The sequence below is a fragment of the Bradyrhizobium sp. CB1717 genome (assembly GCF_029714325.1).
In the GTDB taxonomy this organism is placed as follows: domain Bacteria; phylum Pseudomonadota; class Alphaproteobacteria; order Rhizobiales; family Xanthobacteraceae; genus Bradyrhizobium.
Genome location: NZ_CP121666.1, coordinates 8,823,177 through 8,850,158, shown reverse-complemented (window position 1 = coordinate 8,850,158; position 26,982 = coordinate 8,823,177). Strand labels below are relative to the sequence as shown.

At 65.4% G+C, this 26,982-nt stretch carries 30 protein-coding genes; 19 read left to right on the top strand and 11 right to left on the bottom strand.

What is annotated here, in order from left to right; translation table 11 throughout:
* Positions 1-2: 2 nt before the first annotated feature.
* From QA649_RS41195 to QA649_RS41185, 3 genes are all read left to right on the top strand, one after another.
* A complete protein-coding gene (locus tag QA649_RS41195; RefSeq protein ID WP_260386830.1) occupies positions 3-500 on the top strand; it encodes a MarR family winged helix-turn-helix transcriptional regulator in 498 nt (165 codons plus the stop codon).
* A 99-nt stretch (positions 501-599) separates the two neighbouring features.
* The gene (locus tag QA649_RS41190) at positions 600-1,970 is read left to right on the top strand and encodes a glutamate--cysteine ligase (protein WP_283022148.1); all 1,371 of its coding nucleotides are present in this window, start codon (positions 600-602) and stop codon (positions 1,968-1,970) included.
* A 112-nt stretch (positions 1,971-2,082) separates the two neighbouring features.
* Positions 2,083-2,649 carry a PAN domain-containing protein gene (locus QA649_RS41185; RefSeq protein ID WP_283022147.1) on the top strand — a complete coding sequence of 189 codons (567 nt, stop codon included), beginning with the start codon at positions 2,083-2,085 and terminating at the stop codon, positions 2,647-2,649.
* Between the two features lie 117 nt (positions 2,650-2,766).
* Here the strand turns inward: QA649_RS41185 and QA649_RS41180 are convergent, their stop codons facing one another.
* From QA649_RS41180 to tldD, 3 genes are read right to left on the bottom strand one after another with little or no spacing between them, the layout of a single operon-like run.
* A complete protein-coding gene (locus QA649_RS41180; RefSeq protein WP_283022146.1) occupies positions 2,767-3,333 on the bottom strand; it encodes a nucleotidyltransferase family protein in 567 nt (188 codons plus the stop codon).
* 40 nt (positions 3,334-3,373) lie between these two features.
* Positions 3,374-4,150 (bottom strand): signal peptidase I, encoded by a 777-nt coding sequence (gene lepB, locus QA649_RS41175; RefSeq protein ID WP_260386826.1) that lies wholly within the window; start codon positions 4,148-4,150, stop codon positions 3,374-3,376.
* The gene (gene tldD / locus QA649_RS41170) at positions 4,147-5,574 is read right to left on the bottom strand and encodes a metalloprotease TldD (protein WP_145831882.1); all 1,428 of its coding nucleotides are present in this window, start codon (positions 5,572-5,574) and stop codon (positions 4,147-4,149) included. The genes lepB and tldD overlap by 4 nt, the downstream gene beginning before the upstream one ends.
* A gap of 169 nt (positions 5,575-5,743) precedes the next feature.
* Between tldD and QA649_RS41165 the strand changes: the two genes are divergently transcribed.
* Complete coding sequence (locus QA649_RS41165; RefSeq protein ID WP_283022145.1) at positions 5,744-6,031, top strand: hypothetical protein; 288 nt, start codon at positions 5,744-5,746, stop codon at positions 6,029-6,031.
* A 6-nt stretch (positions 6,032-6,037) separates the two neighbouring features.
* Here the strand turns inward: QA649_RS41165 and QA649_RS41160 are convergent, their stop codons facing one another.
* Entirely contained in the window at positions 6,038-6,586 is a 549-nt protein-coding gene (locus QA649_RS41160) for an invasion associated locus B family protein (RefSeq protein WP_283022144.1), read from the bottom strand.
* Between the two features lie 447 nt (positions 6,587-7,033).
* Between QA649_RS41160 and coxB the strand changes: the two genes are divergently transcribed.
* The 9 genes from coxB (at position 7,034) to QA649_RS41115 (ending at position 14,139) form a co-directional block, all read left to right on the top strand.
* Positions 7,034-7,873: a cytochrome c oxidase subunit II gene (coxB, locus tag QA649_RS41155; RefSeq protein WP_283022143.1), complete on the top strand. Its 840-nt coding sequence runs from the start codon at positions 7,034-7,036 to the stop codon at positions 7,871-7,873.
* A gap of 89 nt (positions 7,874-7,962) precedes the next feature.
* On the top strand, positions 7,963-9,591 hold the full coding sequence (gene ctaD / locus QA649_RS41150; protein WP_283022142.1) for a cytochrome c oxidase subunit I: 1,629 nt from the start codon (positions 7,963-7,965) through the stop codon (positions 9,589-9,591).
* Between the two features lie 61 nt (positions 9,592-9,652).
* Positions 9,653-10,597: a heme o synthase gene (locus QA649_RS41145; RefSeq protein WP_283022141.1), complete on the top strand. Its 945-nt coding sequence runs from the start codon at positions 9,653-9,655 to the stop codon at positions 10,595-10,597.
* A 7-nt stretch (positions 10,598-10,604) separates the two neighbouring features.
* On the top strand, positions 10,605-10,769 hold the full coding sequence (locus QA649_RS41140; protein ID WP_283022140.1) for a CoxF protein: 165 nt from the start codon (positions 10,605-10,607) through the stop codon (positions 10,767-10,769).
* 5 nt (positions 10,770-10,774) lie between these two features.
* A complete protein-coding gene (locus QA649_RS41135) occupies positions 10,775-11,425 on the top strand; it encodes a cytochrome c oxidase assembly protein (protein ID WP_283022139.1) in 651 nt (216 codons plus the stop codon).
* A gap of 79 nt (positions 11,426-11,504) precedes the next feature.
* A complete protein-coding gene (locus QA649_RS41130) occupies positions 11,505-12,401 on the top strand; it encodes a cytochrome c oxidase subunit 3 (protein WP_283022138.1) in 897 nt (298 codons plus the stop codon).
* Between the two features lie 98 nt (positions 12,402-12,499).
* On the top strand, positions 12,500-12,901 hold the full coding sequence (locus QA649_RS41125; protein WP_212340945.1) for a DUF983 domain-containing protein: 402 nt from the start codon (positions 12,500-12,502) through the stop codon (positions 12,899-12,901).
* Positions 12,898-13,650, top strand: coding sequence for an SURF1 family protein (locus tag QA649_RS41120; RefSeq protein ID WP_283022137.1), 753 nt, complete (start codon positions 12,898-12,900; stop codon positions 13,648-13,650). The genes QA649_RS41125 and QA649_RS41120 overlap by 4 nt, the downstream gene beginning before the upstream one ends.
* Before the next feature lie 120 nt (positions 13,651-13,770).
* On the top strand, positions 13,771-14,139 hold the full coding sequence (locus QA649_RS41115; protein WP_283022136.1) for a nuclear transport factor 2 family protein: 369 nt from the start codon (positions 13,771-13,773) through the stop codon (positions 14,137-14,139).
* Positions 14,140-14,143: 4 nt separating this feature from the next.
* Here QA649_RS41115 and QA649_RS41110 read toward each other — a convergent pair whose 3' ends face one another.
* The gene (locus QA649_RS41110) at positions 14,144-15,478 is read right to left on the bottom strand and encodes an ATP-binding protein (protein WP_283022135.1); all 1,335 of its coding nucleotides are present in this window, start codon (positions 15,476-15,478) and stop codon (positions 14,144-14,146) included.
* Positions 15,479-15,564: 86 nt separating this feature from the next.
* Between QA649_RS41110 and QA649_RS41105 the strand changes: the two genes are divergently transcribed.
* The 6 genes from QA649_RS41105 to QA649_RS41080 all read left to right on the top strand — a co-directional run bounded on the left by QA649_RS41105 (position 15,565) and on the right by QA649_RS41080 (position 20,863).
* The gene (locus QA649_RS41105) at positions 15,565-16,209 is read left to right on the top strand and encodes a response regulator transcription factor (RefSeq protein WP_283022134.1); all 645 of its coding nucleotides are present in this window, start codon (positions 15,565-15,567) and stop codon (positions 16,207-16,209) included.
* Between the two features lie 83 nt (positions 16,210-16,292).
* Positions 16,293-16,520: a hypothetical protein gene (locus QA649_RS41100; RefSeq protein ID WP_283022133.1), complete on the top strand. Its 228-nt coding sequence runs from the start codon at positions 16,293-16,295 to the stop codon at positions 16,518-16,520.
* A 236-nt stretch (positions 16,521-16,756) separates the two neighbouring features.
* On the top strand, positions 16,757-18,175 hold the full coding sequence (gene thrC, locus QA649_RS41095) for a threonine synthase (protein WP_283022132.1): 1,419 nt from the start codon (positions 16,757-16,759) through the stop codon (positions 18,173-18,175).
* Entirely contained in the window at positions 18,172-19,461 is a 1,290-nt protein-coding gene (locus tag QA649_RS41090) for a pitrilysin family protein (protein ID WP_283022131.1), read from the top strand. Before thrC ends, QA649_RS41090 begins: the two co-directional genes overlap by 4 nt.
* Before the next feature lie 39 nt (positions 19,462-19,500).
* Positions 19,501-20,088, top strand: a complete 588-nt coding sequence (locus tag QA649_RS41085) for a GNAT family protein (protein WP_100177964.1) — start codon at positions 19,501-19,503, stop codon at positions 20,086-20,088.
* Positions 20,089-20,206: 118 nt separating this feature from the next.
* Positions 20,207-20,863, top strand: a complete 657-nt coding sequence (locus QA649_RS41080) for a hypothetical protein (protein ID WP_283022130.1) — start codon at positions 20,207-20,209, stop codon at positions 20,861-20,863.
* A 33-nt stretch (positions 20,864-20,896) separates the two neighbouring features.
* Here the strand turns inward: QA649_RS41080 and dapE are convergent, their stop codons facing one another.
* The 6 genes from dapE to argB form a co-directional block, all read right to left on the bottom strand.
* Positions 20,897-22,063, bottom strand: a complete 1,167-nt coding sequence (dapE, locus tag QA649_RS41075) for a succinyl-diaminopimelate desuccinylase (RefSeq protein ID WP_283022129.1) — start codon at positions 22,061-22,063, stop codon at positions 20,897-20,899.
* Positions 22,060-22,704, bottom strand: a complete 645-nt coding sequence (locus tag QA649_RS41070; RefSeq protein ID WP_283022128.1) for a DUF805 domain-containing protein — start codon at positions 22,702-22,704, stop codon at positions 22,060-22,062. The genes dapE and QA649_RS41070 overlap by 4 nt, the downstream gene beginning before the upstream one ends.
* A 242-nt stretch (positions 22,705-22,946) precedes the next feature.
* Positions 22,947-23,792 (bottom strand): 2,3,4,5-tetrahydropyridine-2,6-dicarboxylate N-succinyltransferase, encoded by an 846-nt coding sequence (gene dapD, locus QA649_RS41065; RefSeq protein WP_018646792.1) that lies wholly within the window; start codon positions 23,790-23,792, stop codon positions 22,947-22,949.
* A 198-nt stretch (positions 23,793-23,990) separates the two neighbouring features.
* Positions 23,991-24,680, bottom strand: coding sequence for a pyrimidine 5'-nucleotidase (locus QA649_RS41060; protein ID WP_283022127.1), 690 nt, complete (start codon positions 24,678-24,680; stop codon positions 23,991-23,993).
* Between the two features lie 196 nt (positions 24,681-24,876).
* A complete protein-coding gene (locus tag QA649_RS41055) occupies positions 24,877-25,860 on the bottom strand; it encodes a DUF1036 domain-containing protein (protein WP_349254091.1) in 984 nt (327 codons plus the stop codon).
* Between the two features lie 77 nt (positions 25,861-25,937).
* Positions 25,938-26,825 carry an acetylglutamate kinase gene (argB, locus tag QA649_RS41050; protein WP_130363552.1) on the bottom strand — a complete coding sequence of 296 codons (888 nt, stop codon included), beginning with the start codon at positions 26,823-26,825 and terminating at the stop codon, positions 25,938-25,940.
* Between the last annotated feature and the right edge of the window lie 157 nt (positions 26,826-26,982).

Below are 26,982 nucleotides of genomic sequence, written 5' to 3'. Positions count from 1 at the left end.
CCATGAAACGCAAACCATCGACCGAGGCAACCTCCGCCTGGATCCGCCTGATGCGGGTGCAGAGCCGCGTGCTCGACTGCGTCGAGCAGGACCTGAAGAAGGCGGGATTCCCGCCGCTGGCCTGGTATGACGCGCTGCTCGAGCTGTCGCGCGCGCCGAGCGGAGAGCTGCGGCCGGTGGAACTCGAACGGCAGATGCTGATCCCACAGTACTCCACCTCGCGCCTGATCGACCGCCTGGTCGACGAGGGGCTCGCCTCCCGGCGCGAATGCAAGATCGACAAGCGCGGCCAGTTCGTGGAGATTACCGAAGCGGGCCGCGAACTGCAGAAGCGGATGTGGGGCGCCTATTCGGCCGCGATCGAGAAATATGTCGGCTCGAAACTGTCCGATGCCGACGCCGTCAAGCTCAGCGGTCTGCTCGACCGGCTGGGCTGCTCGTGCGGCGAGATGAAGTTGCCGCCCGTCGCCAACGTCAACGAAACCACGCCGTCGCGATGATCGCGCGGCAAACCAGCACGTCCGCGCACCCGGTGGTTCGCGGACCATCCCATTCACCCCGCGCGCATTCGGTCGAAGCGCCTTTGATTAGAGTTTGATATGGCGCGAGACCAGATCGATATGACGCCGCTGCAGTCGCGTGACGAACTCGTCGCGTGGTTCGAGGCCGGCTGCAAGGACCCGTCCGAATTCCGCCTGGGCACCGAGCACGAGAAGACGCCGTTCACGCTCGAGGGTCACCGGCCGGTGCCTTATGAAGGCGCGCGCGGCATCGGCGCGCTGCTCGAAGGCATGAAGCTCCTGCTCGGCTGGGAGCCGATCATGGAGAGGGGCAACATCATCGGCCTCTACGACGTCACCGGTGGCGGCGCGATCTCGCTCGAGCCGGGCGGACAGTTCGAGCTCTCCGGCGCGCCGGTCGAGAACGTGCACCAGACCCAGAGCGAGCTGATGGCGCATCTGGCGCAGGTGCGGGAGATCGCAACGCCGCTCGGCATCGGTTTCCTTGGTCTCGGCATGACGCCGTCCTGGTCGCGCTCCGACATCCCGGTGATGCCCAAGGGCCGCTACAAGATCATGACCAACTACATGCCGAAGGTCGGCCAGTACGGCCTCGACATGATGTACCGGACCTGCACGGTGCAGACCAATCTCGACTTCTCCTCCGAAGCCGACATGGTCAAGAAGCTGCGCGTGTCGCTCGCGCTCCAGCCGGTCGCAACCGCGCTGTTCGCCAACTCGCCGTTCACTGAAGGCAAGCCGAACGGCTTCCTCTCCTTCCGCTCCGAGATCTGGCGCGACACCGACAATGCGCGCGCGGGCATGATGCCGTGGGCGTTCGAGGACGGCATGGGCTTCGAGCGCTATGTCGACTACGCGCTCGACGTGCCCATGTATTTCGTCAAGCGCGGCGAGGAGTACATCGACGTCTCGGGCTCCTCGTTCCGCGCCTTCTTCGACGGCCGCAACAACAACCTTCCGGGCGAGCGTCCGACGCTGTCGGACTGGGCCAACCATCTCTCGACGATCTTCCCGGAGGTGCGGCTGAAGCGCTATCTCGAGATGCGCGGCTCCGATGGTGGACCGTGGGGCCGGCTGCCGGCACTGCCGGCATTCTGGGTCGGGCTGCTCTATGACGATGTGTCGCTCGACGCCGCCTGGGACATGGTGAAGCACTGGTCCGCGCATGAACGCCAGGCCCTGCGCGACGACGTGCCGCGCTTCGGCTTCAAGTCGCGGATCAAGGACCGCTATCTGTTCGAGATCGCCAAGGATTGCCTCGTTCTGGCACATGCCGGCCTGCGTCGGCGCGGCCGGATCGACCAGCTCGGACGCGACGAGACCCGGCATCTCGAGCCGCTCGACCGCATCATCGATTCCGGCCGGACGCCGGCTGAGGAGATGCTCGAGAAGTTCAATGGTCCCTGGAAGGGCTCGGTGGAACCGGCCTACGCGGAATACGCGTTCTAATTCGATACGCGACGACCAGGATTTAGGCCGTTCATCGCCCATACAGGTTTGCGGCGATCAAATGATCGGCTGAAAAAACCTGAGCGTCGTCAATAACTCGAAAGCTGTTCCGATGGGGAAGGGCCGCCTGCGCGGGGCCGTCATGGCAAGCGTCGTGGTGTGCGTCACGCTGCTTTCGCTCGTGTTCGCGGGCGTGCCGGCGCGCGCCCAGACGGCGTTCGACCGGCCCGGCGGCGACTATTTCAGCACGCCGGTCACGTCGGGTGATCCCGAGGATTGCGCGCTGCTGTGCGAGCGCGACCGCCGTTGCCGCTCCTGGAGCTTCAGCTATCCCGATATCGACGGCGCCGCGGCGGTGTGCTGGCTCAAGAACACCGTGCCGGCGCGCGTGCCCGGCAGCTGCTGCATCTCCGGCGTCCGCGGCGCCGGCGTGATCGAGCCGCGCGTCGAAGGCGTGGAGACGTCGATCGATCGGCCCGGTGGCGATTTGCGCAATTTCGAGCTCAAGGATGGCGAAAGCGTAGAGGCCTGCAAAGCCGCCTGCACCGCCGACAACAAATGCCGTGCCTTTACCTACGCCCGCCCCGGCTACACCGGGCGCGAGGCGCGCTGCTTCCTGAAAAAGGAGATCAAGCCGCCGCGCCGGAAGGCGGGGTTCACCTCGGGCGTGGTGCGGTAGAATGCAGCTCTCACCGCCGTCATTGCGAGCGAAGCGAAGCAATCCAGACTGTTCCCGCGGCGGGATTCTGGATTGCTTCGCTTCGCTCGCAATGACGAGGAGGATGAGGCGGGCATCTCACTCCGCCGCGATCACCGTGAGCTCCGGCCACAGCGCCTTCCATCGCCCGGCCTTCACCGCGTAATTCGCCGCCGAAAAATTCGGTCCCGGATTCGGCCGCGCGATCAGCCCTGCGACATCGCCAAAACCGTGCGGCGCATAGACCTCGTAGCCATCGCCGGCGCGCCTGACGCCGATTTGCGTGTTCTGCGTGAGAAAGCGGTCGATGCCCTCGATCGAGCTTCTCAGGGGTGGATAGGGCAGGCCGTGCTTTTTGGGATACCACAGATGCACGCGCGCCTGATTGCGGATCTCGATCTTGAAGCCGAGATGCGCCAGCCGCTCATGCAGCTTGCGGATCACCGCGTCCTCCGCCTCCCATGATGTATCAGGATCGAAATAGAACGCGTCGTAGTCGGCGATGCCGTGATCGATGGTGCGGCCGGTGAGCACGTTCCATACGGTCTGCACCAGGCATCCCGAGACCAGCCATGCATCCGGCAGATCGAGCCGCGCGAGCTCGTCGACGATCGTGACGTTGATCGGATTGCGCAGGGCGAGGGCGAGAAATTCGTCGCGGGTCATCGGAAACCGTAGGGCGCGCTTTTGCCCACCCTACGATCCCTCAATGCACCGCGGTGAAGAACCGCGCGAGCCGGAAGCCGGACAGCCAAGTCCACACCGGCTGGCTGCGCATGCCGAGATCCCAGGAGCCGACCACGGCATCCGCACGCCCGATCAGATTGTCGATCGGCAGGAGGCCGACGCCACCGGAGCGCAGGGGCACGCGGCTGTCGGCGGAGTTGTCGCGGTTGTCGCCGAGCACGAAGAGATGGCCGGGCGGCACCGTCACCTCCTGCGTGTTGTCGAGCGGGCCGTTGTCGCGCATCTTGAAAATCAGGTGAGAGACGCCGTTCGGCAGGGTCTCGACATAGCGGTAGGCCGGCTCGCTGCCGCCATTGTCGTCCTCGGCAGAGCCGACGCCGTCGGGCTTCAGCTCGGCGGGGCGGTCGTTGATGAAGAGCTGGCCCTGCCGCATCTGGATGCGGTCGCCGGGGAGTCCCACGACACGCTTGACCCAGGCCTGGGAGCGATCGCCGGGCCAGCGGAACACCACGACGTCGCCCTGCTTCGGCGTCTCCGCGAAGACGCGGCCGCTCTCGGGCAGGTTGATCTGGATCGGCAGCGACGAGGTGCCGTAGCCATAGGGGAATTTCGAGGCGAGCAGCGCGTCGCCGATCAGCAGCGTCGGCTCCATCGAGCCCGACGGCACGTAGAACGGCTCGGCGAGCGCGCCCTTGGCGATGAACACGGCGGCCACGATGCCGGCAAGCTGAACGATCTGCCCACCCCAGCCGCTGCTCTTGCGCTTGGCGGGGACGGTTACCTTCTCGACACTCATGCGCCTGTTCCACCCACGGTGATGCGTTCCATCAGAAGCGACGGCTGGCCGACGCCGACAGGCACGCCCTGGCCGTTCTTGCCGCAGGTGCCGATGCCGGTGTCGAGCGCGAGGTCGTTGCCGATCATGCGGATGCGATGCAAATCGGTCGGTCCGTTGCCGATCAGCATCGCGCCCTTCAGCGGCGCGCCGATCTTGCCGTTCTCGATCTTGTAGGCCTCGGTGCACTGGAACACGTACTTGCCCGAGGTGATGTCGACCTGGCCGCCGCCGAAATTCGCGGCGAACACGCCGTTCTTCACGGAGGCGAGGATCTCGGCCGGATCGCGGTCGCCCGCGAGCATGTAGGTGTTGGTCATGCGCGGCATCGGCACATGGGCGTAGCCCTGGCGGCGGCCGTTGCCGGTCGGCTTCATGTTCATCAGGCGCGCGTTCTGGCGGTCCTGCATGTAGCCGACCAGGACGCCGTCCTCGATCAGCACGGTCCGGTTGGTCGGCGTGCCCTCGTCGTCGATCGACAGCGAGCCGCGGCGCGAGGCAATGGTGCCGTCGTCGACCACGGTGACGCCCTTGGCCGCGACCTGCTGGCCCATCAGGCCGGCGAAGGCGGAGGTCTTCTTGCGGTTGAAGTCGCCTTCGAGGCCATGGCCGACCGCTTCATGCAGCATCACGCCGGGCCAGCCGGCGCCCAGCACGACGTCCATCTCGCCGGCGGGAGCCGGAATCGATTCCAGATTGACGAGGGCTTCGCGCAGCGCGCCGTCGGCGGCATCACGCCAGTTCTTGCTCTCGATGAATTCGGCATAGCCGGCGCGGCCGCCATAGCCCTTGCTGCCGCTCTCCTGGCGGTCGCCCTGGCCGGCGACGACGGAGATGTTGACGCGCACCAGCGGGCGGATGTCGCGATAGCTCTCGCCGTCGGGCCGCAAGATCTCGACGACCTGCCAGGTCGCCCCGAGACTGACGCTGACCTGCCGCACCCGCGGATCCTTGTCGCGCAGGTATGCGTCGATCTCGGCGAGCAGTTTAACCTTGGTCTCGAAGCCGGGCGCATCGAGCGGGTTGTCGTCACTATAAAGCCGCACGTTGGTATGCGCCGGCGGGGCCGCGAAGCTGCCGGAATAGCCGCCGCGCACGGCGGCGACCGCGTCGGCGGCGCGAATCAGCGCCGGCAGCGACACGTCGGAGGAATGCGCGTAACCGACCGCGTCGTCCTTGACGGCGCGAAGGCCAAAACCCTGCGAGGTGTCGTAGGTCGCCTGCTTCAGCCGCCCATTGTCGAACATCAGCGCTTCGGTCTGGCTGTATTCCAAGAACAGCTCGCCGTCGTCGGCGCCGGCGAGCCCGCGCGCGACCTCGTTGCGAACCTGGTCGCGGTCGAGATTGGCGCGGTCGAGCAGGGAGGTTGTGGCAGGGTTGGTCATGCGTCCGTCCATTATCGGGGGATGTGAGGCAAGATAATGGTTTCCCGCCGGTTCGGCGAGGGGGCGGGCCGTCACATTACGGAAACGATAGGTACGGCTCGGCTTAAGGCGGCTTTCAGGCTTTTCCGGTTATCACGGGCGAACCTGGAGTCGGAGCCGCCGACAGAGCATGTGGAATTCCCTGAATGTGTTCTGGGATCAGTATCACGGCCTGATCATCGGCTTCGCCGCGCTGGCCTTGGTTCTGACCTTCAATCAGTTCGTCTATCGACGCCGCTGGACATCCTATCCCACGCGGAAGGCCTATGTCGCAGCTCACCCGGGCTGCGACACGGTGGGCGGCATCCTCTGTGCGACATGTCGGCGAAAGGGGCTGGTCGCGCCGGTGGCCGGCAGAGGCCGCATCTATCGCTGCGGCTGGTGCGATACGGAGCTTTATCGCGTCGACGAGGCGTGAGCGCGTTTACGGCAGCTTGTCATAGCCCTCGCCGAGCCCGTTCAGGCTGAGCGGGAAGCCGATGCCTTCTTCCGGCGTCTCGAAGATGATGAAGGTGGCGGTCTTGGCGTTGCGGAGCTGGCCGAGCAGCTTGTCGTCCATGACGACCTCGGCGACGCAGCCATTGGGCAGGCAGCGGACGAAGCCGGCGCGGCCGACGTCCTGGTTGTCGAGCTTCAGCCCGAGGCCGGAGGGCAGGAGGACGCCGAGCGGGGCGACCACGCGCATCAGGCGGCTCTTCTGGTCGGCGGTCTTGAGCACGATCACGGTCAGGCCGGCATTGGAGCGGTCTTCGGCCACCACGCTCTGGATCAGGGCGCATTGCTCGGTCTGGGCGCCCGGCGGGGTGTCGCAGCGGATCTGCCAGTCGCCATGGACGGAGCGCACCGCGCCCTGCGCATGGGCGAGGCCCGGAAGTGCCAGGACAACGACCGCCGCAGCCAGCAGGGCTGCCAGAGCCGTGAGGCCGTTAGCCTGCCTCTTGGCCAGCCTTGCCATGCATCTCGAAAGCCCCATCGGGGTCGGTCCCTCTGCTCGCTTGGGTCGCTTGCGCGGGTGGACTGATACGGAAATGACGGCGTCTTGAAGGCAATTCCCAAGCAAATTCCGCGCCGCCGAGGCCGCCGCCGCCGGCACGAATCAGGTTCCTGTGCGGCCGTTCGCAAGTGCCTACAGCGGGCAATTCCGCTGTCAAGCCGCGGCATCCCGGGAAACGGTATTTTTGTCTGATCTTACTAGGAAATATCTTGCGGGTGATCGCTGCCAGACGGGGCTCAAGACTGCATTGCGATAGATCAAGAATTATGGTTTGAGAGGCTTGATTTCGGCGTTCTAGCGATCTGGCCCCAATTCCTCTTAGAGGTATTCTTGAGCGGCGGTTTGTCAGACGGGCGGATCGAATAAGCGTTTCCCGGAAATAGGGGAATGCACTTGGGGTGATTTCGTAAGGGGAGCGCGAACGGCATGAGGATGTCGATGGGCCGGGTAGGCCGGCATTTGCTGGGATTGGCCGTTGCTGGCCTGACGCTGGCGACGGGCGGCGCGGCATTCGCCGAGCTTGGGCAGCCGGCGCCGTGGGAGTGGACGCTCCAGCAGTCCGGCTCGCCGGTGATGGACAACATCGTCTGGTTCCACAACTTCCTGTTCGTGCTGATCACGCTGATCACGCTGTTCGTCCTGGCGCTGCTGATCATCGTGGTCATCAAGTTCAACGCGAAGGCCAATCCGGTGCCGTCGCGGACCACCCACAACACGCTGATCGAGGTGGTGTGGACCCTGGTTCCGGTGCTGATCCTGGTCGGCATCGCGGTGCCGTCGTTCCGCCTGCTGTTCCTGGAGCTCGACATCCCGAAGGCGGACCTGACCATCAAGGCGACCGGCAAGCAGTGGTACTGGTCGTATGCCTATCCTGACAACGGCAAGTTCGAGTTCGACTCGCTGATGGCCCAGGACAAGCAGCCCCGCCTGCTCGGCGTCGACAACGAGATGGTGGTGCCGGTCAACAAGGTGATTCGCGTCCAGGTGACCGGTGCAGACGTCATTCACGCCTTCGCGCTGCCGGCGTTCGGCGTCAAGATCGACGCCATCCCGGGCCGGCTGAACGAGACCTGGTTCAAGGCCGCCAAGACCGGCATGTTCTACGGCCAATGCTCGGAGCTCTGCGGCAAGGATCACGCCTTCATGCCGATCGCGATCCGCGTGGTCAGCGACCAGGAGTTCGCCTCCTGGGTCGAGACGGCGAAGAAGAAGTTCGCAAGCGGCGGCACCAGCACCTACGCCTCCGCGGCCGGCCCGACGCAGTAAGCGCCGGGTCAGGGCTCGAGGGGACCGAAAGCGAGATAAAAGGGTGGGACCTCCAGAGGTCCGATTGGGACGCAAGGCAGGATTTGAAAATGGCAACCAGCGCAGCGGCACACGGCGATCACGCGCAAGACCACGGACATGACCACGAGCACGCCCATCCGACCGGATGGCGGCGCTACGTCTATTCGACCAACCACAAGGACATCGGCACGATGTACCTGATCTTCGCGGTCATCGCCGGCATCATCGGTGCCGCGATGTCGATCGCGATCCGGGCCGAGCTGATGTATCCGGGCGTGCAGATCTTCCACGAGACGCACACCTACAACGTCTTCGTGACCTCCCACGGCCTGATCATGATCTTCTTCATGGTCATGCCCGCGATGATCGGCGGCTTCGGCAACTGGTTCGTGCCGCTGATGATCGGTGCGCCCGACATGGCGTTCCCGCGCATGAACAACATCTCGTTCTGGCTGCTGCCGGCCTCCTTCGCGCTGCTCTTGATGTCGACCTTCGTCGAGGGCGAGCCGGGTGCCAACGGCGTCGGCGCCGGCTGGACCATGTACGTTCCGCTGTCGAGCTCCGGCCATCCGGGCCCGGCCGTCGACTTCGCGATCCTGTCGCTGCATCTGGCGGGCGCCTCGTCGATCCTCGGCGCCATCAACTTCATCACCACGATCTTCAACATGCGCGCGCCGGGCATGACCCTGCACAAGATGCCGCTGTTCGTGTGGTCGATCCTGGTGACGGTGTTCCTGCTGCTGCTGTCGCTGCCGGTGCTCGCCGGTGCGATCACCATGCTGCTTACCGACCGCAATTTCGGCACGACGTTCTTCGCGCCCGACGGCGGCGGCGACCCCGTGCTGTTCCAGCACCTGTTCTGGTTCTTCGGCCACCCCGAGGTGTACATCCTGATCCTGCCCGCCTTCGGCATGATCAGCCAGATCGTCTCGACCTTCTCGCGCAAGCCCGTGTTCGGCTATCTCGGCATGGCCTACGCCATGGTCGCGATCGGCGGCATCGGCTTCGTGGTGTGGGCGCACCACATGTACACGGTCGGCATGTCCTCCGCGACGCAGGCCTATTTCGTCGCCGCCACGATGGTCATCGCGGTTCCGACCGGTGTGAAGATCTTCTCGTGGATCGCCACGATGTGGGGCGGCTCGATCGAATTCCGCGCTCCCATGATCTGGGCGGTGGGCTTCATCTTCCTGTTCACGGTCGGCGGCGTCACCGGCGTCGTGCTGGCGAACGCGGGCGTCGACCGCGTGCTGCAGGAGACCTATTACGTCGTCGCGCACTTCCACTACGTGCTGTCGCTCGGCGCGGTGTTCGGGATCTTTGCCGGCTGGTACTACTGGTTCCCGAAGATGTCGGGCTACATGTACAACGAGACGCTGGCGAAGGCGCACTTCTGGGTCACCTTCATCGGCGTGAACCTGGTGTTCTTCCCGCAGCACTTCCTCGGCCTGTCGGGCATGCCGCGCCGCTACGTCGACTATCCCGACGCCTTCGCCGGCTGGAACCTGGTCTCGTCGGTCGGCTCCTACATCTCCGGCTTCGGCGTGCTGATCTTCCTTTACTGCGTGTTCGACGCCTTCATGAAGAAGGTGCCGGCGGGCGACAATCCCTGGGGTGCGGGCGCGACCACGCTGGAGTGGACGCTGCCTTCGCCGCCGCCCTTCCACCAGTTCGAAGTGCTGCCCCGCGTGCAGTAATCCATCTCCCGCGGCGCCCGTGACGGGCGCCGCGGCTCTATAACGAAGCGAGTTGAATTAAGTGTCCGTCCTCGACCACAACGCCGTCGACATCAATCCCCGCATCTCCGAAGCGGAGGTTGCCGACTACATCGCGCTGCTCAAGCCGCGGGTGATGTCGCTGGTGATCTTCACCGCGCTGGTCGGGATGGCGATGGCGCCCGGGCATTTCCATCCCGTGCTGGCGATCACCTCGCTGCTGTGTATCGCCGTCGGCGCCGGCGCCTCCGGTGCGCTCAACATGGCGCTCGAAGGCGACATCGACGCCAAGATGTCGCGTACGGCGAACCGGCCGATCCCGCGCGGCCGCATCACCCGTCCCGAGGCGATGGCCTTCGGCATCACGCTCGCCTTCTTCTCGGTGATGACGCTCGGCATCCTCGTCAACTGGATCGCGGGCGCGCTGCTCGCCTTCACCATCTTCTTCTACGTCGTGATCTACACGATGTGGCTGAAGCGCTGGACGGCGCAGAACATCGTGATCGGCGGTGCCGCCGGTGCGCTGCCGCCGGTGGTGGCCTGGGCCGCGGTCACGGGCACGGTCGACGTCGAGCCGCTGCTGCTGTTCGCCATCATCTTCTTCTGGACCCCGCCGCATTTCTGGGCGCTGGCGCTGTTCCGCTCCGACGATTATGCGCGCGCCGGCATTCCGATGCTGCCCAACGTCGCCGGCCCCGACGCGACGCGTCTGCAGATCCTGCTCTACACCATCGTGCTGATCGCGGTGGCCGCCGCGCCCTGGGCACTCGGCTATTTCGACGCCGTCTACGGCGTTGTCTCGCTGATTCTCGGCGCCGGCATGCTGGTGCTCGCGATCAACGTCTATCTGCGCCGCGAGCGCAGCCAGTCGCTGCGCGCCACCCGAAAACTGTTCGCTTTCTCGATCCTGTATCTGTTCGCGCTGTTTGCGACCTTGCTGGCCGAGGTCGTGTATCGGGCGCTTGCTCCGATGGTTGGGGGCGCATGAGGCAGGAATGGCTGACAAACCCGAGCCAGATGGAATCGTCCTCACCGAGGCGCAGAAGAAGAGCCGTCGTCAGCGCTCCGTTGCCATTGCTCTGGCGCTCGGCGTGCTCGTGGTGCTGTTCTTCGCCGTCACCATGGTCAAGGGACCGGCAGTGCTAGTCCGGCCGATGTAGGAAACATGGATCACGAGCCGACCATATCGCGGGACGTCAGCGCCAAGCCGGCCAAGAGCCGTGCCAAGGGCCGCGGGCTGGGCCGCGATGTGGTGGTTGCGTCCATCTGTGGCGGCGTGGTCGCGCTGATGGTCGGCGCCTCCTACGCGGCGGTGCCGTTCTACAACTGGTTCTGCCGCGCCACCGGCTTCAACGGCACGACGCAGGTCGCGACCTCCGCACCGGCCACCGGGCCGATCGCACGGAAGATCGCGGTGCGCTTCGATTCCAACGTCGCGCCCGGCCTGCCCTGGAAGTTCGAGCCTGAGCAGAACGAGATCGAGGTCAATATCGGCCAGGTCGTGACCGTCTTCTACACCGTGACCAACCAGGCCGCGCGCACCACCGCAGGGCAAGCCGCCTACAACGTCGCGCCGCTGACGGTCGGCTCCTACTTCCAGAAGATCAACTGCTTCTGCTTCACCGAGCAGACCATGGCGCCGGGCGAGAAGCGCGAGATGCCGGTCGTGTTCTACGTCGATCCCTCGATCGCCGACGATCACGAGAACGACGGGCTTGGCACGATCACGCTGTCCTACACGTTCTATCCGGTGAAGGATCCGGTGGTGAAGCCGCTGGCATCGGGCGAAGCCGACAAACGCAAGGGAAATCTCTGACCGCCGGGCCCATCGCTCGGCAGGTTGGAAACAAGGGGATAAGTGCCTGATAGGCACGGGATTGAGGAGAGAGACGGAAATGGCTACGGCGCAAGGCAAGCATCACGACTATCACCTCGTCGATCCCTCTCCGTGGCCGGCGGTCGGCTCGCTCTCGGCCTTCATCATGGCGGTGGGCGCGATCGCCTGGATGCATCACATGTTCGCGGCCGCCCCGATCGTGTTCGGCGTCGGCACCGTCGGCGTGCTCTACACCATGGCGAGCTGGTGGGGCGACGTGATCAAGGAAGCCCAGTACAAGGGCGACCACACCCGCGTCGTGCAGCTGCATCACCGCTACGGCATGATCCTGTTCATCGCCTCCGAGGTGATGTTCTTCGTGGCCTGGTTCTGGGCCTATTTCAACGCGGCGCTGTTTCCGGCCGATGCCGTCCACGCCACCCGCGATGCGGTGTTCGGCTGCGGCCTCGGCACCCAGGCCGGCGCCTGCGCGGTGCCCGGCACCTGGCCTCCGAAGGGCATCGAGACCTTCGATCCCTGGCACCTGCCGCTCCTCAACACGCTGATCCTGCTGACGTCGGGTACCACCGTGACCTGGGCCCACCATGCGCTGCTCGAGAACGATCGCCAGGGCCTGAAGTACGGCCTGATCCTCACCGTCGTGCTCGGCGCGCTCTTCACCTGCGTGCAGGCCTTTGAGTACAGCCACGCGGCGTTCTCCTTCGCCGGCAACGTCTATGGCGCGACCTTCTTCATGGCGACCGGCTTCCACGGCTTCCACGTGCTGGTCGGCACCATCTTCCTGATCGTGTGCCTTGCGCGCGCTTATGCCGGCCACTTCACGCCGAAGCAGCATCTCGGCTTCGAGTTCGCCGCCTGGTACTGGCACTTCGTCGACGTGGTCTGGCTGTTCCTGTTCCTCTGCATCTATGTGTGGGGACACGGTGCCGAGACCATGGCTCACGGCGCGCACTGAGCTGTGACGGATTGATTGGAAAGGGCGGCCGCAGGGCCGCCCTTTCGCTTGCCGGCCAGCGCAAAGATTCCGCGGAAAATGTGATAAAGTACGCCATCATGAACGATACCGCCGGTCCATCCGAGCCTGAAACCACCGTCCTGCAAAGCGCGATGCGCGGGCTTGCCTGCAAATGTCCGCGCTGCGGCCAGGGCAAGCTCTATGCGGGCTTCCTCAACCTCGCCCCCGCTTGCGAGCGCTGCGGCCTCGACTATGCTTTCATCGATTCCGGCGACGGTCCGGCGATCTTCATCATCATGCTGGCCGGTGCCATCGTGGTCGGCTGCGCGCTCGTCGTCGAGGTCAAGTACCAGCCGCCGTTCTGGCTGCATGCGGTGCTCTGGCTGCCCCTGATCCTCGCCACCACGCTGCTGCCGCTGCGCTCCATGAAGTCGCTGCTGATCGCCCTGCAATTCCACCACAAGGCGGCGCCGGGCCGGCTGATCGACCGCGCGAAATGAGAGAGACTGCGCGCAAGCCTCGCGTGGCCGGCTTCGCGCTGTTCACGCTGGTCCTGACCGCGGCCTTCGTCGCGCTCGGCATCTGGCAATTGCAGCGGCGGACCGCCAAGCACGAGCTGATCGCGGCGCTCACCGAGCGTCTGGCGGCGGCCCCCATTGCGCTGCCGCCGGCTGCACAATGGGCGGCGCTGAATCCCGCCCGCGATGAATTCCGCCGTGTCGGCTTCACCGCGACCTATGCCCCGCTGCCCGACGCGATGGTCTATTCGTCCGGCTCGGCCGTCCGCAAGGACGCTTCAGGTCCCGGCACCTGGGCCTTCCTGCCGGCGCGGCTTGCGACCGGCGAGATGGTCGTGATCGATGCGGGCTTCGTCGAGAACACGATGCAGGACCGCAGCGTCGAGGACCGTGCGGTGAAGAAGCTCGTCACTGGGCAACCGATCGCGCTCACCGGCTATCTCCGCTTCCCCGAGGCCCCAGGCTGGATGACGCCGGCGGCGAACCACGACAAGCGGCTCTGGTTCGTGCGCGATCATCTCGCGATCGCAAGCGCGCTTCATTGGGGTGCGGTGGCGCCGTTCTACGTGGACCTTGAACAGCCGGCGCCCGAGAACGGAATTCCGCGCCCGGGCCCGCTCGACGTGCATCTGAAGGACGATCACCTGCAATACGCCGTCACCTGGTTCACGCTCGCAGGCGCGGTGCTGATCGCCTTCGGCGTCTGGATGCGAGCCCGGCGCGAAGGTTAACGGCGGCCGTAGGTTCCCGGAGGGAACCCGGAATCGTCCGGGGTTTATTATTCCGCACATATTCACGACTGTGATCCCAAGCCGCGTTCGAGTTTGTCCGCGGCAGACAAGGAATGCAGCGTGAGCGATTTCGATCAGATGGGAATTGTCGTCGACTGGGTGGACGCCTGCAGGAGCGGCGACCTCGCGATGTTGCTCGACCTCTATGCGGACGATGCCCAGGTCGAGTGCACGTGCAACGGCACGCAGCATTATCATCGCGGCCGGCGCGAGCTCGAAAGCTACTGGGGATCGCGGCTCAGCGCCTACCTGGCGGCGGGTTTCGGTCTGGAGGAGATCGAGCCGGCACCGGATGGCGTCGATCTCGAATATTCCGTCGCGGGCGCACTGCGTATTCACGCCTCGTTTCGCTTCAGCCCGGAAGGCAAGATCTACAGCACGCAGTGTACGCCCTCGCGACAGAACGCGCACGACGGCTGCGCGTGCTAGCGCCTCACGCGGGCGCGTCTCGCACCCTCTCCACGGGCAAGTGGCAGCGCACATAGGTTCGGTCGCCCGCGCGCAGCAATGACAGCGATCCGCTGAGCGCACGCACGCGCTCATGCATGCCGGTCAGGCCGCGGCCGAACAAATTGCCCTCGGGAAATCCGCCGCCGTCGTCGGAGACCTCGATGACGAGCGCGTCGCCCACGATAGCCGCCTGCACATCGGCATTGCTCGCTCCGGCATGGCGCAGCACGTTGGTCAGCGCCTCCTGGATCACGCGATAGACGGTCTGGGCCAGCGGTCCGTCGATCGCGTTGAGGCCGGGATCAATCGCGGCCGTCAGGTCGATATGCGGTGCCTGCTTGCGAAAGTTCCGAAGCAGCGTATGCACGCTCGTCTCCAGCCCCAATTCCTCGATGTAGAGCGGGCGCAGCCGGTCGAGGATGCGGCGGTTGGTCTGCTGCAGCGCCTCGACCGATTGCAGCACCTCCTCCGCCGAATTGCCGAGATTTCCTGCCGCTGGGGAGGCCTCGATCAGCGAGATCGTGCCGGCGCGGATGCTGAACAGCAGCGGGCCGAGCTCGTCGTGCAGCTCGCGGGCGAGATCGCGCCGCTCGTCGTCCTGGAGTGACACCAGACGGTGCAACAGGTCGCGATTGTCCTGGCTCAATTGTGCGAGGGTTGCGGACAGGGCGTTCGCCGCCTCGCAGCTGCGCCGGATCTCCGGCGGGCCTCCGACCGGGATCGGCGTCGCGTAGTCGCCGCGCCGTATTCGCGCCAATCCTTCGCCGAGATATTGCAACGGGCCCACCACAGATCCCGCGAACAGATAGGCGATGGTGCCGGTGAGCAGCATCAGCGCAACGACAAGGCTGGTCAGCGCGAGGAAGCCGATCCACTTCTCGAACAGGTCGGCCGACAGGTCCGGCACGAACACGATGTCGCCGACATGCCTGCCGTCAATGACCACCGGCGATGCAGCGTCGAGGTCCGGCATGGTCAAGAGGTTGAGAAACCACTGCGGAACAGCCTGGAGGTTGCGCAGGCCGTCCTTCACGGAGGGAATGGGACCCGCCTCCACTGCGCGGAATTGGATATCGGAGGCGGTGTCCAGGGATTGGACAAAGGCCTGAAGCGTCTTCTGCGGATCGTCCGAGGCGCGCAGGGTGTTGTTGAGCGCGGTGGCGATGGTTTTGGTCGAACGTCGAGCCGGCTCGTTCTCGTCGGCCAGTTGACCGGTTGCAAATACCTGCAGCAATATGCCGCCCAGGACCAGCGCCGCGAGAAAACCTGCGCCGAGCGGAAGAAACAGTTGCGTCCTGAAGGAAAGTCGTTGCCACATTAGGTCAATTCTAACGCGCATCGGCGTGATTTGCTCTTTCCATTTGTTCCCGCCGGTCTATGAGTCGCAAAACAAGAGAGCGCGCGATGCAAGATATTGCCAAGCCGGCGACCCGGATCCTCATTGTCGACGACCACCCCGTGGTGCTGTCCGGCTGCCGCACCCTGTTTGCCTCCGACCATTCGATCCGGATCGAAGAGGCCAGCGACGCCAAATCCGGTCACCGTGCCTATGTCAGCAAGCGGCCCGACGTCACGGTGATCGACATCAGCCTGCCCGATGTCTCCGGATTCGAGCTCATGCGACGCATACGCAAAGACGATCCCGAGGCCAAGATCATCATGTTCAGCATGAACGACGATCCGGCCTTCGTGGTACGGGCGGTCGAGCTTGGGGCCCAGGGCTATGTCTCCAAGGGCGACGATCCCCGGATCCTGCTGAAAGCAGTGCGAAAGGTGGTGGCGGGCGACAATTTCATCTCGCCGCAACTCGCGGAGGCCGTGACCTTCTCCGGTGCCGCGATCAAGGCCAATCCGGCCTCGCAGATGACGCCGCGGGAGCTGGAGATTCTCCGCCTGCTCGGTCGCGGCGACAAGATCGTCGAGGTCGCCGAGGCGCTCGGCATCTCCTACAAGACCGTCGCCAACACCACCTCGCTGCTCAAGCAGAAGCTTGGCGCCAAGAACCATTCCGACCTGATCCGGATCGCCGTGGAAATCGGGATGGGCTGACCCTGCCGCCAGCGACCGAACCGGCTGCTCCAGGATGCGCCGGTTCGGCCGACGGACCGGCGCCTTCGCCGGCCGGGCAATGCATGGCCGGCAGCGGACGCCATCCGCCGACACAATGGGCCGAAGCGGCGTTCGTTCCGGCCTTGATCGGAATTTCAGGAAAACCCGGCAAAAGACCTTTCTTGATCTGCTCGCATCTGGGGCAGCGGCATTCGCGTGTACCGGGAGAAATAGGAACATTTGCCGACATGCGCGGTTTTGCCCTTGACGATTTCGTGACAGGCGACGAAAGCTTGCGCCAACAGTTTTAGCGGGCAGGCGCCCCGGACGAGCCAAACCGGTCTGCACATATCAACGACAGACCTTCCAAGAGAGGGCTGCGGCATCGCCGCAGCCCTTTTCGTTTGAATGGCCCGGGCGGGAAGCGGTTTCCCGATGCCGCAAAACACTTTATGGTGGCCCGAAGCCTCTGGCTGTTGACAAGTATTTTCGTAAAATCAAAGGCTTACGGATCTGGCTCAGGCTCGGCCGGCCTTTGGAGGGCAGTTTGACTCGTTATATCTCGACCCGGGGCGAGGCCCCTGAACTCGGCTTCTGCGACGTGATGCTGACCGGGCTTGCCCGTGATGGCGGCCTGTATGTACCGGCAACGTGGCCCCAGCTCCCGGCCGAGACCATCGCCGGCTTCTTCGGCCGCCCCTATTGGGAGGTCGCGGTCGACGTGATCCGTCCCTTCGCCGGCGGCGAGATCTCCGATGCCGAGCTCGGCCGCATGGCGAACGAGGCCTATGCCACCTTCCGCCATCCCGCCGTGGTGCCGCTGCGCCAGATGTCGCCGCACCAGTTCGTGCTGGAGCTGTTCCACGGCCCGACGCTGGCCTTCAAGGACGTGGCGATGCAGCTGATCTCGCGGCTGATGGACCATGTGCTCGAAAAGCGCGGCCAGCGCACCACCATCGTGGTCGCCACCTCCGGCGACACCGGCGGCGCCGCGGTCGAAGCCTTCGCAGGGCTCGAGAACGTCGACCTCATCGTGCTGTTCCCGCACAAGCGCATCTCCGAGGTGCAGCAGCGGATGATGACGACGACGGGCGCGGCCAACGTCCATGCGCTCGCCATCGAAGGCACCTTCGACGATTGCCAGGCGCTCGTGAAGGGCATGTTCAACAACCATCGCTTCCGCGATGCGACCTCGCTCTCCGGCGTCAACTCCATCAACTGGGCCCGCATCGTCGCCCAGGTGGTCTACTACTTCACCTCGGCCGTCGCCGTCGGTGCGCCGGCGCGCGCGGTGGATTTCGTGGTGCCGACCGGCAATTTCGGCGACATCTTCGCCGGCTACGTCGCCAAGCGCATGGGCCTGCCGGTGCGCACCCTGCGCATCGCCGCCAACGTCAACGACATCCTGGCGCGCACGCTGAAGACCGGCATCTACGAGGTGCGCGAGGTGCACGCTACGGCGTCGCCGTCGATGGACATCCAGATCTCCTCGAATTTCGAGCGGCTGCTGTTCGAGGCCGGCCGGCGCGATGCCGCCGGCGTGCGCCGTCTGATGGATTCGCTGAAGCAGTCCGGGCGCTTCGTGCTGCCTGACGCAACGCTGGCCGCGATCCGCGAGGAGTTCGACGCCGGACGCGCCGACGAGACAGAGACCGCGGCTGCGATCCGCGCCGCCTGGCGCGAGGCGGGCGAATTGGTCGACCCCCATACCGCGGTGGCGCTCGCCGTCGCCGACCGCGACACCACCGACACCACGGTGCCGAGCATCGTGCTCTCCACCGCCCATCCGGCCAAATTCCCCGATGCGGTCGAAGCGGCCTGCGGCCAGCGGCCGCAACTGCCGGCCTGGCTCGACGGTCTCATGACCAAATCCGAACACATGAAGGTGATGAAGAACGATCAGTCCGAGGTTGAGCGGTTCGTGCTGTCGGTCAGCCGCGCCGCAAAGCAGGGAGTTGCCGGATGAGCGTCGAGATTTCCAAGCTTGCGTCCGGCCTCACTGTCGTCACCGACAAGATGCCTCATCTCGAGACCGCCGCGCTCGGCGTCTGGGCCGGCGTCGGCGGACGCGACGAGAAGCCGAACGAGCACGGCATCTCGCATCTCTTGGAGCACATGGCGTTCAAGGGCACGACGAAGCGCTCCTCGCGCGAGATCGTCGAGGAGATCGAGGCGGTCGGCGGCGACCTCAATGCCGGCACCTCGACCGAGACCACGTCCTATTATGCGCGGGTGCTGAAGGCCGACGTGCCGCTCGCGCTCGACGTGCTCGCCGACATCCTGGCCAATCCCGCCTTCGAGCCGGACGAGCTGGAGCGCGAGAAGAACGTCATCGTGCAGGAGATCGGCGCCGCGCAGGACACGCCCGACGACGTCGTGTTCGAGCATCTCAACGAGCTCTGCTATCCCGACCAGCCGATGGGCCGTTCGCTGCTCGGCACCGCCAAGACGTTGCGCAGCTTCAACCGCGACATGCTGCGCGGCTATCTCTCGACGCATTATCGCGGCCCCGACATGGTGGTGGCGGCCGCCGGCGCGGTCGATCACGCCCAGGTGGTCGCGGAGGTCGAGCAGCGTTTTGCGAGCTTCGAGGGGACGCCGGGCCCGAAGCCGCAACCCGCCCAGTTCGGCAAGGGCGGCGCCAAGGTGGTGCATCGCGAGCTCGAGCAGGCGCATCTGACGCTGGCGCTGGAAGGCGTGCCGCAGAACGACCTGTCGCTATTTTCGCTTCAAGTTTTCACCAACGTCCTCGGCGGCGGGATGTCGTCGCGGCTGTTCCAGGAGGTGCGCGAGAAGCGTGGCCTCTGCTACTCGATCTACTCGTTCCACGCGCCCTATACCGACACTGGCTTCTTCGGCCTCTACACGGGTACCGATCCGGCCGACGCACCGGAGATGATGGAGGTCGTGGTCGACATCATGAACGAGTCCGTGGAGACGCTGACCGAGGCCGAGATCGCGCGCGCCAAGGCGCAGATGAAGGCAGGGCTGCTGATGGCGCTGGAGAGCTGCTCGTCCCGCGCCGAGCAGCTCGCCCGCCACGTGCTCGCTTATGGGCGGCCGCAGACGGTGGAGGAACTGGTGGCCCGGATCGACGCCGTCAGCGTCGAATCGACCCGGGACGCGGCGCGTGCGCTGCTTTCGCGCAGCCGCCCTGCAGTTGTCGCATTGGGCAGCGGCAGGGGTCTGGACACGGCGGTGTCTTTTGCGGAAGGATTGACCCGGGCACGTGCCAAGGCGCGGCTGCACTAGGAGCCGCGCGAGGGAGCACCCGCCCCGGGAAGCATCACCATGGCCCTCTTTCGCCTGCCATCCAGTGGACCCGCCGCCCTCGCTCCGCGCGGCAACGGTCTGTTGCTGCGCGCGCCGCAGATGTCGGATTTCCTGCAATGGGCTCACCTGCGCGAGACCAGCCGCGACTATCTCACGCCCTGGGAGCCGATCTGGCCGTCGGACGATCTGACCCGCTCCGGCTTTCGCCGCCGCCTGCGCCGCTATTCCGAGGACATCGCCGCGGACCGCTCCTACCCCTTCCTGATCTTCCGTGAGCTCGACGGCGCCATGGTCGGCGGCATCACGCTCGCCAATGTCCGGCGCGGCATCGTGCAGGCCGGAACCATCGGCTACTGGATCGGCCAGCCCCATGCCCATCGCGGCTACATGACGGCCGCACTGCGGGTGCTGCTGCCGACGCTGTTCGGCGAGCTCAATCTGCACCGGGTCGAGGCCGCCTGCATCCCCACCAATGCGCCGTCGATCCGGGTGCTGGAGAAATGCGGCTTCTCCCGCGAGGGCCTCGCACGCCGCTATCTCTGCATCAACGGGGTCTGGCAGGACCACCTGCTGTTCGGCCTGCTGCATGAGGATTTCCGCGGCTGAGCCGCCCGAGTCGTGCGGCGCAAATCCCCTTTTTGCTGCCTTGGGTTCGCCGATTTTGGCGATATAACCCGCATGGCCGGCCGATCGGCCGGAACATTGTCATGGAGTATGGGCGTCGATGGTGAAGGAGCTTCGGTCTTCGCGGACTACGTTGCGGCGGGGGACGGCGGTCGCGCTGGCGTTGTCGGTTGCGCTCGCCTCAGTCTCGCCGGTGGCGGCCCAGTCGCTGAGCGACCGCTTCAAGAGCCTGTTCGGCGGCAAGTCCGACGAGCAGCCCGCCCAGCCCAAGCCGGCGCCCGCGCCCGGCCAGCCCGCGGCCGACGACGACGTCGACTGCCCGCAGGTCACGGTGCGCGCCGGAGCCTCCACCTACGCGGTCGGCGCCGGCGGCAAGCCAGCCACCGGCAATGAGGTGCGCTTCCAGGCCACGATCACCAAGATGGCGCGTGAATGCATCCGCAGCGGCGGCGACATCACGGCCCGGATCGGCATCCAGGGCCGCGTCATCGCCGGTCCTGCCGGTGCTCCTGCCACGGTCGAGGTTCCCCTGCGCGTCGCCGTGGTGCAGGGCGGCGTCGGCGAGAAGGTGATCGCCTCGAAGGCCTACCGGACCACGGTCGAGATGTCGGAGGGCGGCAGCGTGCCCTTCACCATGGTGATCGAGGATCTGGTCTATCCGGTGCCGTCGGCTGCGACCGCCGATTCCTACATCTTCTATGTCGGCTTCGACCCGCAGTCGCTCTCGCCCGAGCCGAAGGCGCGCAAGAAGAAGTAGGCGGCGAATTCGGCTCTGGAAGGCGCGTGCGGCTTACGCGAAATACCGCGTCAGGATCCCGCGATACACCTTCGTCAGCTTTTCCAGATCCGTGACCGGCACGCGCTCGTCGACCTGGTGCATGGTCTGGCCGACCAGGCCGAATTCGATCACCGGGCAATAGCTCGAGATGAAGCGCGCGTCCGACGTGCCGCCCGAGGTCGACAGCTCGGGCTTGCGTCCCGTCACCTCCTCGATCGCGGACACCGCGAGGTCGGTGAACGGGCCGGGCTTGGTCACGAACACATTCGAGTTCGACGGCTCCCAGATGATGCGGGCCTTGATGCGGTTGCCGCAGGCTTTTGCGAGCCGCGCCTCGACCAGCTCGCGCAGGCTCGCCTGGGTGTGGTTGTCGTTGTAGCGGATGTTGAACTTTGCGCGGGCCTCGCCGGGGATGACGTTGGAGGCCTTGTTGCCGACGTCCACTGAAGTGAATTCGAGATTGGAGGCCTGGAACTGGGCGCTGCCGTGGTCGAGCGGCTCGTCGGAGATCGCCACGATCAGCCGCGAGATGTCGGGCACCGGATTGGCCGCGCGGTGCGGATAGGCGACATGGCCCTGCACGCCATCGACATACAGCGTGCCGGATTGCGAGCCGCGGCGGCCGACCTTGATGGTGTCGCCGAGCGTCTCGACATTGGAGGGCTCGCCCAGCACGCAATGGTCGAATTTCTCGCCGCGCTCGGCAGCCCACTTCAACAGCTTGATGGTGCCGTTGATGGAGACGTCTTCCTCGTCGCCAGTGATCAGGAACGAGATCGAGCCCGCACCGTCTGCGCGCGGCTTGCCGCCATTCGCAGCAAGATGCTCCAGCACCGCGGCGACGGAGCAGGCGATGCCGCCCTTCATGTCGACTGCGCCGCGGCCATGCAGCACGCCGTCCTTCACCTCGCCGGAGAACGCGCCGACGCTCCAGGCGCTCTCATCGCCCGGCGGCACCACGTCGGTGTGGCCGGCAAAGGTGATGTGCGGGCCCTCTGTGCCGATCCGCGCATAGAGATTGTCGACGTCGGCGGTGCCTTCCTCGCTGAAGGTCACGCGGTGACAGGTGAAGCCGGCGGCGCCCAGGGCTTTTTCAAGCACCCCCAGCGCACCGGCGTCGGCCGGGGTTACCGAGGGGCAGCGGATGAGATCGCGGGCAATCGAGAGAGCATCGGTCATGCGCCCCGCTTAACATGCATGCCGCCGGGTGGGCTAGCGCTGGGCGGCACGATTTCGAGCTCGCGGCTCTGGTCCCAGTTTTTCGCAGGGGGCGTGGCGGAGCTGTTCTCGATCTCGGCGAGCGGATCGAGCCCGAACCGGTTGTCGCCCAACGTGCCGCGCAAAACGAACATTTCGACGATGCCCCACAGCCGCAGACCGTCCGCGGGGAGGCCGTATAGATGCTCCCAATCGGGGGCGGGCAACAGGTCCGAGAACTGTTGGTAGATACTGGGGACGATGAAGAAAGCAACGATCCACCAGCCGCTCCTGTTGCGATCGTGCAGCCGCTTGATCGCGGTGGCCAAGAATATCCAGGAGAACAGCGCGAGGCCAGCCGCTTTCAGAATCAGATCGGTTCGATCAAGGGACGCCAGCAAATGGTAGGCGCGGGGATCCACCAATTTGAAGAGGCCGTTGAAGCCGAAGTCGAAATCGAGATTGATCGAGAAGATCAGTTTGCCCTTGGTGCTGAGCCGGTGGATCATCTGGCCGACCACGCCGAGCACTGCCGCCAGCATCGTCACGATCAGCAACGCCTGCCACAGCAGCGCGCGGTTGATGCGGGCGTCGAAGCGGAAGAGGTAGGAGGTCCAGTCCATGCGAAAGGCTCCGGGCGGAAGGCGCCGCCCGGAAATTGGTCGCGATGGAGGGAGGGTAGGTTCGATGGGGTGCTAAACCCCGTCATCCTGAGGTGCGAGTGGCGCGATGCAAAGCATCGCGCCGGGAGCCTCGAAGGATGAGCGGCCGAGATGTTGCGGCAGCAGGGCCGTTGCCCTGCGAGGGCCGCCGAAGAGGCGGCCACCTCAGGGTGACGGTGAGAGAATGGCGCGTCGCGCCCCGATCAATCCCGCAGCAGCTCGTTGATGCTGGTCTTCGACCGCGTGCGCTCGTCGACGCGCTTGACGATGACGGCGCAAGCCGTGCTCGGGCCGATCTGGCCGTTCTTCATCGGCTTGCCGGGCAGCGCGCCGGGCACCACCACCGAATACTCGGGCACTTCGCCCATGAAGACCTCGCCGGTCTCGCGGTCGACGATCTTGGTCGATGCGCCCAGGAACACGCCCATCGCCAGCACCGCGCCCTTGCGCACGATCACGCCTTCGGCGACTTCCGAGCGCGCGCCGATGAAGCAGTCGTCTTCGATGATCACGGGCTCGGCCTGCAGCGGCTCGAGCACGCCGCCGATGCCGGCGCCGCCGGAGATGTGCACGCGCTTGCCGATCTGCGCGCAGGAGCCGACCGTGGCCCAGGTGTCGACCATGGTGCTCTCATCGACATAGGCGCCGAGATTGACGAAGGACGGCATCAGCACGACGTTCTTGGCGATGAAGGCCGAGCGGCGGACGACCGCACCCGGCACCGCGCGAAAGCCGGCATCGCGAAAGCGGTTCGGGCCCCAGCCCTCGAACTTCGAGGGCACCTTGTCCCACCAGCTCGCCTTGCCGGGACCGCCGCCAATGACGTCCATGTCGTTGAGGCGGAAGGACAGCAGCACAGCCTTCTTCAGCCACTGATTGACCTTCCACTTGCCGTCAGCGCCGCGCTCGGCAACGCGCGCCTCGCCCTTGTCCAGGGTCTCCAGTGCCTGGTCCACGGCCTCGCGCACCTCGCCCTTGGTCGATGTCGAGATGCCGTCACGCGCGTCGAAAGCGCTGTTGATGGTGGATTCCAGGGCGGACAGGGACATCGGGATTTCCTCTTCAGGTCAGGAATTTTGATGGGATTAGGCGCTTTTTCGGGATTTGGAGGGGCGGAGTCAAGGCATACTCCGCCGTCGTCCTGGACAAGCACGGTCCCGTAGCCCGGATGGAGCGAAGCGCAATCCGGGACGGTTTATCCGCGGCGCGCGACCCCGGATTTCGCTTCGCTCCATCCGGGCTACGGCCTACCGAGACAGCCTGCCCAAAAATCCCGCCAGATCGTCGGTGACGTGATCCACATGGGCCGCGTCGCGGCCCTCCAGCTCCCAGTCCTCGCGCACCACCTCTTTCGTGCCATCAGGCACCACCAGCACGGTGGTCATGCCGAGCGCGTGCGGGACGGTGAGGTTGCGGGCGAGGTCCTCGAACATGGCGGCGCGGGTCGGATCGACCGCATGGTCCACGAGGAATTTCCGGTAGGTCTGCTCCGCCGGCTTCGGCTCGAACTCGGCGGCGATGATGTCGAAGACGCCGTCGAAATGGCCGGCGAAGCCGAGCCGCGCCAGCACCGCATCGACATGGTCGACCGAGCCGTTGGTCAGGATCAGTTTTCGCCCCGGCAGCTTTGCGATAGCGGCACCGAGCGCCGGGTTCGGTTCCAGCGGTGAATGGTCGATCTTGTGGACGTAAGCGAGGTAGTCGTCGGCGCGGACGCCATGCAGGGTCATCATGCCGCGCATGGTGGTGCCGAAGCGGCGGTAATAGTCCTTCTGGATATTGCGCGCTTCTGCAGGGCTGACGTTCAGCCAGTTGCACACGAACTCCCCGATCCGCGCATCGACCTGCTGCCACAGATTGACGTGATGCGGATACAGCGTGTTGTCGAGGTCGAACACCCAGGTGTCGACGTGGGCGAAGGCGCGGGGGGAATTCATCAAGACTCTCTATCCGTTGAGTGAGACGGCGGCTCCGCCCTCAATCGTCGTCCTGGCGACAGCCAGGACCCATGCTCCGTGACCCATCAGTGGGGCACTCTGGTCATCGTTCTTCGCCAAACCCGCTCCTGGGTAATGGGTCCTGGCTTTCGCCAGGACGACAGCGGAGGGTGTGACGGCGTATTCGGATCAAAAATCACGGCACCGCAAACCGCAGCGTCCTGCCGCCACTCGACATGTCCACCGCGCCGAAGCCCGCCGCCGCAAATCCGCGCGCGGCGCAATCGGTCTGCTCATTGGTCTCGAATTTGGTCTCGCGCGTGCAGAGCTGCTTGTCGCCGCCCCAGTTCAGCGGCTTGTCCTTCTTGATCGCGCGGTTGTCGACATCGACCGCCTCGGCGAAGCTGAAGATCTGCTTCGGCTGGCCGCTCACGTCGGGGTGCAGGCACTTGCCGGGATCGATGCGGTACCAGCCGCGGCTGGTCACGGACTTGCCGTCATCGGTGGCGATCGCCGCCATCACCTTGTGCGGTGTGTCGTTGCACCAGGTCAGGCCGCTTGCCGACGGCGTCTGCGTCGCATCGACCATGGTCTTGAAGAAATTTTGCGAAGACACCGTGTCGGAGGACAACCCGCGGCTCTTCAGGAACGCAGCCAGCGCGGCCTGCGTCTTCGGCCCGTCGACGCCGTCGATGGCGCCGACGTCGTAGCCGATGATCACCAGCAGCCGCTGGATGCCGGCGAGCCGTGCCTGCTCGTCGTCATATTCGGAATCCTCCGCGAGATAGGTGACCAGATTGCCGTCGTCGCCCTGCGTCGGCGTCACCTGCGTGAAGGGGACCTGCGTCTGGCCGCCGCGGCATTGCCGCGCGGCGGCGATGACGAAATTGTCCTGCGCCACGCACAGCATGTCGTTGCCGTTCTGCGGGATCGGGGAGGCGCCATAGATGCCGAGCGCGCGGGCGTTGAGCAGGATGCGGTCTGCCGTCAGCGTGCCCTGCACCACCACGCGGCAGGTGGCGGGATCGATCCTGAACCAGCCGCGCGTCGCGGTCGCCGCCTTGTCGTCGATGCCGATCGCGGCCTCGACGACATAGGACATGCGATTGCAGATCTTGAGGTCGGCGAAGGCCGGCGCGGAGGAGAAGAAGAACGAGACGACGGCCGCCGGCAGCGTCATCAGGAAGCGCGTCAGGACTGAGCGGCGACGCCGCCGCTCTTGCCCGACCATGACGACGTCTCTTGTCTTCTCGTCGCTCACTTATGTATCAGCGTCCCCGTGCCCTGGTTGGTGAAGAGCTCGAGCAGCACCGCGTGCTGCATCTTGCCGTCGATGATGACGACGCCCTCGACGCCCTGTTCGAGCGCGTAGATGCAGGTCTCGACCTTCGGAATCATGCCGCCGGAGATGGTGCCGTCGGCGATCAGCTTGCGCGCGTCCTTCACCGAGAGCTGCGGGATCAGCTTCTTCGACTTGTCGAGCACGCCGGGCACGTCGGTGAGCAGCAGCAGGCGCTTTGCCTTCAGCGCGCCGGCGACCGCACCGGCAAAGGTGTCGGCGTTGATGTTGAGCGTCTGGCCTTCCTTGGAGGTCGCCAGCGGCGCCAGCACCGGGATCAGCTCGTAGCCGATCAACTGGTTGAGCAAGGTGAGGTCGACCTTCTCGGGGTCGCCGACGAAGCCGAGATCGACCGCCTTCTCGATATGCGAGTCCGGATCGACGATGGTGCGCGTCGTCTTCGTCGCCTTCACCATGTTGCCGTCCTTGCCGGACAAGCCCACGGCCTTGCCGCCGGCCTCGTTGATGTAGCCGACGATCTGCTTGTTGACCGAGCCGGCCAGCACCATCTCGACGATCTCGATGGTCGCGGCGTCGGTGATGCGCAGGCCGGCGGCGAATTCCGAGACGATGCCGAGGCGCTTGAGCATGGTCGCGATCTGCGGCCCGCCGCCATGCACCACCACCGGGTTGATCGCGGTCTGCTCCAACAGCACGATGTCGCGGGCGAAGTTCTTCGCGGTCTCCTCGTCGCCCATGGCATGGCCGCCATATTTGATGACGATGGTTTCTTCGTCATACTGCTGCATGTGCGGGAGCGCTTCGGACAGGATGCGGGCCTGGTCGAGCGGGGAGATGTCGGTCATGTCAAGGTCTCGCTGGCGGGACTGTCGGTGCGCGTTCTATCCGATTGGCGGGGGCAGCGCAAAGTCTGCTCTTACCCTCCCCTGGAGGGGGAGGGTCGATCGCGCGCAGCGCGAGCGGGGTGGGGTAACGGTCTCTCCGCGATGAGCAGTGCCCGAG

Excerpts from the sequence above, each read along its gene's own strand:
- QA649_RS41195 (WP_260386830.1), top strand. The coding sequence starts at position 3 with ATGAAACGCAAACCATCGACCGAGGCAACCTCCGCCTGGATCCGCCTG.
- QA649_RS41165 (WP_283022145.1), top strand. The coding sequence starts at position 5,744 with ATGTGGAATTCCCTGAATGTGTTCTGGGATCAGTATCACGGCCTGATC.
- ctaD (WP_283022142.1), top strand. The coding sequence starts at position 7,963 with ATGGCAACCAGCGCAGCGGCACACGGCGATCACGCGCAAGACCACGGA.
- tldD (WP_145831882.1), bottom strand. The coding sequence starts at position 5,574 with ATGACCAACCCTGCCACAACCTCCCTGCTCGACCGCGCCAATCTCGAC.
- QA649_RS41180 (WP_283022146.1), bottom strand. The coding sequence starts at position 3,333 with ATGACCCGCGACGAATTTCTCGCCCTCGCCCTGCGCAATCCGATCAAC.
- QA649_RS41070 (WP_283022128.1), bottom strand. The coding sequence starts at position 22,704 with ATGGACTGGACCTCCTACCTCTTCCGCTTCGACGCCCGCATCAACCGC.
- argB (WP_130363552.1), bottom strand. The coding sequence starts at position 26,825 with ATGACCGACATCTCCCCGCTCGACCAGGCCCGCATCCTGTCCGAAGCG.
- QA649_RS41085 (WP_100177964.1), top strand. The coding sequence starts at position 19,501 with ATGGCCCTCTTTCGCCTGCCATCCAGTGGACCCGCCGCCCTCGCTCCG.
- dapD (WP_018646792.1), bottom strand. The coding sequence starts at position 23,792 with ATGTCCCTGTCCGCCCTGGAATCCACCATCAACAGCGCTTTCGACGCG.
- QA649_RS41080 (WP_283022130.1), top strand. The coding sequence starts at position 20,207 with ATGGTGAAGGAGCTTCGGTCTTCGCGGACTACGTTGCGGCGGGGGACG.
- QA649_RS41160 (WP_283022144.1), bottom strand. The coding sequence starts at position 6,586 with ATGGGGCTTTCGAGATGCATGGCAAGGCTGGCCAAGAGGCAGGCTAAC.
- QA649_RS41110 (WP_283022135.1), bottom strand. The coding sequence starts at position 15,478 with ATGTGGCAACGACTTTCCTTCAGGACGCAACTGTTTCTTCCGCTCGGC.
- lepB (WP_260386826.1), bottom strand. The coding sequence starts at position 4,150 with ATGAGTGTCGAGAAGGTAACCGTCCCCGCCAAGCGCAAGAGCAGCGGC.
- QA649_RS41100 (WP_283022133.1), top strand. The coding sequence starts at position 16,293 with ATGGCCGGCAGCGGACGCCATCCGCCGACACAATGGGCCGAAGCGGCG.
- QA649_RS41120 (WP_283022137.1), top strand. The coding sequence starts at position 12,898 with ATGAGAGAGACTGCGCGCAAGCCTCGCGTGGCCGGCTTCGCGCTGTTC.
- QA649_RS41135 (WP_283022139.1), top strand. The coding sequence starts at position 10,775 with ATGGATCACGAGCCGACCATATCGCGGGACGTCAGCGCCAAGCCGGCC.
- QA649_RS41185 (WP_283022147.1), top strand. The coding sequence starts at position 2,083 with ATGGGGAAGGGCCGCCTGCGCGGGGCCGTCATGGCAAGCGTCGTGGTG.
- QA649_RS41090 (WP_283022131.1), top strand. The coding sequence starts at position 18,172 with ATGAGCGTCGAGATTTCCAAGCTTGCGTCCGGCCTCACTGTCGTCACC.
- QA649_RS41190 (WP_283022148.1), top strand. The coding sequence starts at position 600 with ATGGCGCGAGACCAGATCGATATGACGCCGCTGCAGTCGCGTGACGAA.
- QA649_RS41140 (WP_283022140.1), top strand. The coding sequence starts at position 10,605 with ATGGCTGACAAACCCGAGCCAGATGGAATCGTCCTCACCGAGGCGCAG.
- QA649_RS41105 (WP_283022134.1), top strand. The coding sequence starts at position 15,565 with ATGCAAGATATTGCCAAGCCGGCGACCCGGATCCTCATTGTCGACGAC.
- coxB (WP_283022143.1), top strand. The coding sequence starts at position 7,034 with ATGAGGATGTCGATGGGCCGGGTAGGCCGGCATTTGCTGGGATTGGCC.
- QA649_RS41060 (WP_283022127.1), bottom strand. The coding sequence starts at position 24,680 with ATGAATTCCCCCCGCGCCTTCGCCCACGTCGACACCTGGGTGTTCGAC.
- dapE (WP_283022129.1), bottom strand. The coding sequence starts at position 22,063 with ATGACCGATGCTCTCTCGATTGCCCGCGATCTCATCCGCTGCCCCTCG.
- QA649_RS41130 (WP_283022138.1), top strand. The coding sequence starts at position 11,505 with ATGGCTACGGCGCAAGGCAAGCATCACGACTATCACCTCGTCGATCCC.
- QA649_RS41125 (WP_212340945.1), top strand. The coding sequence starts at position 12,500 with ATGAACGATACCGCCGGTCCATCCGAGCCTGAAACCACCGTCCTGCAA.
- QA649_RS41055 (WP_349254091.1), bottom strand. The coding sequence starts at position 25,860 with ATGACGCTGCCGGCGGCCGTCGTCTCGTTCTTCTTCTCCTCCGCGCCG.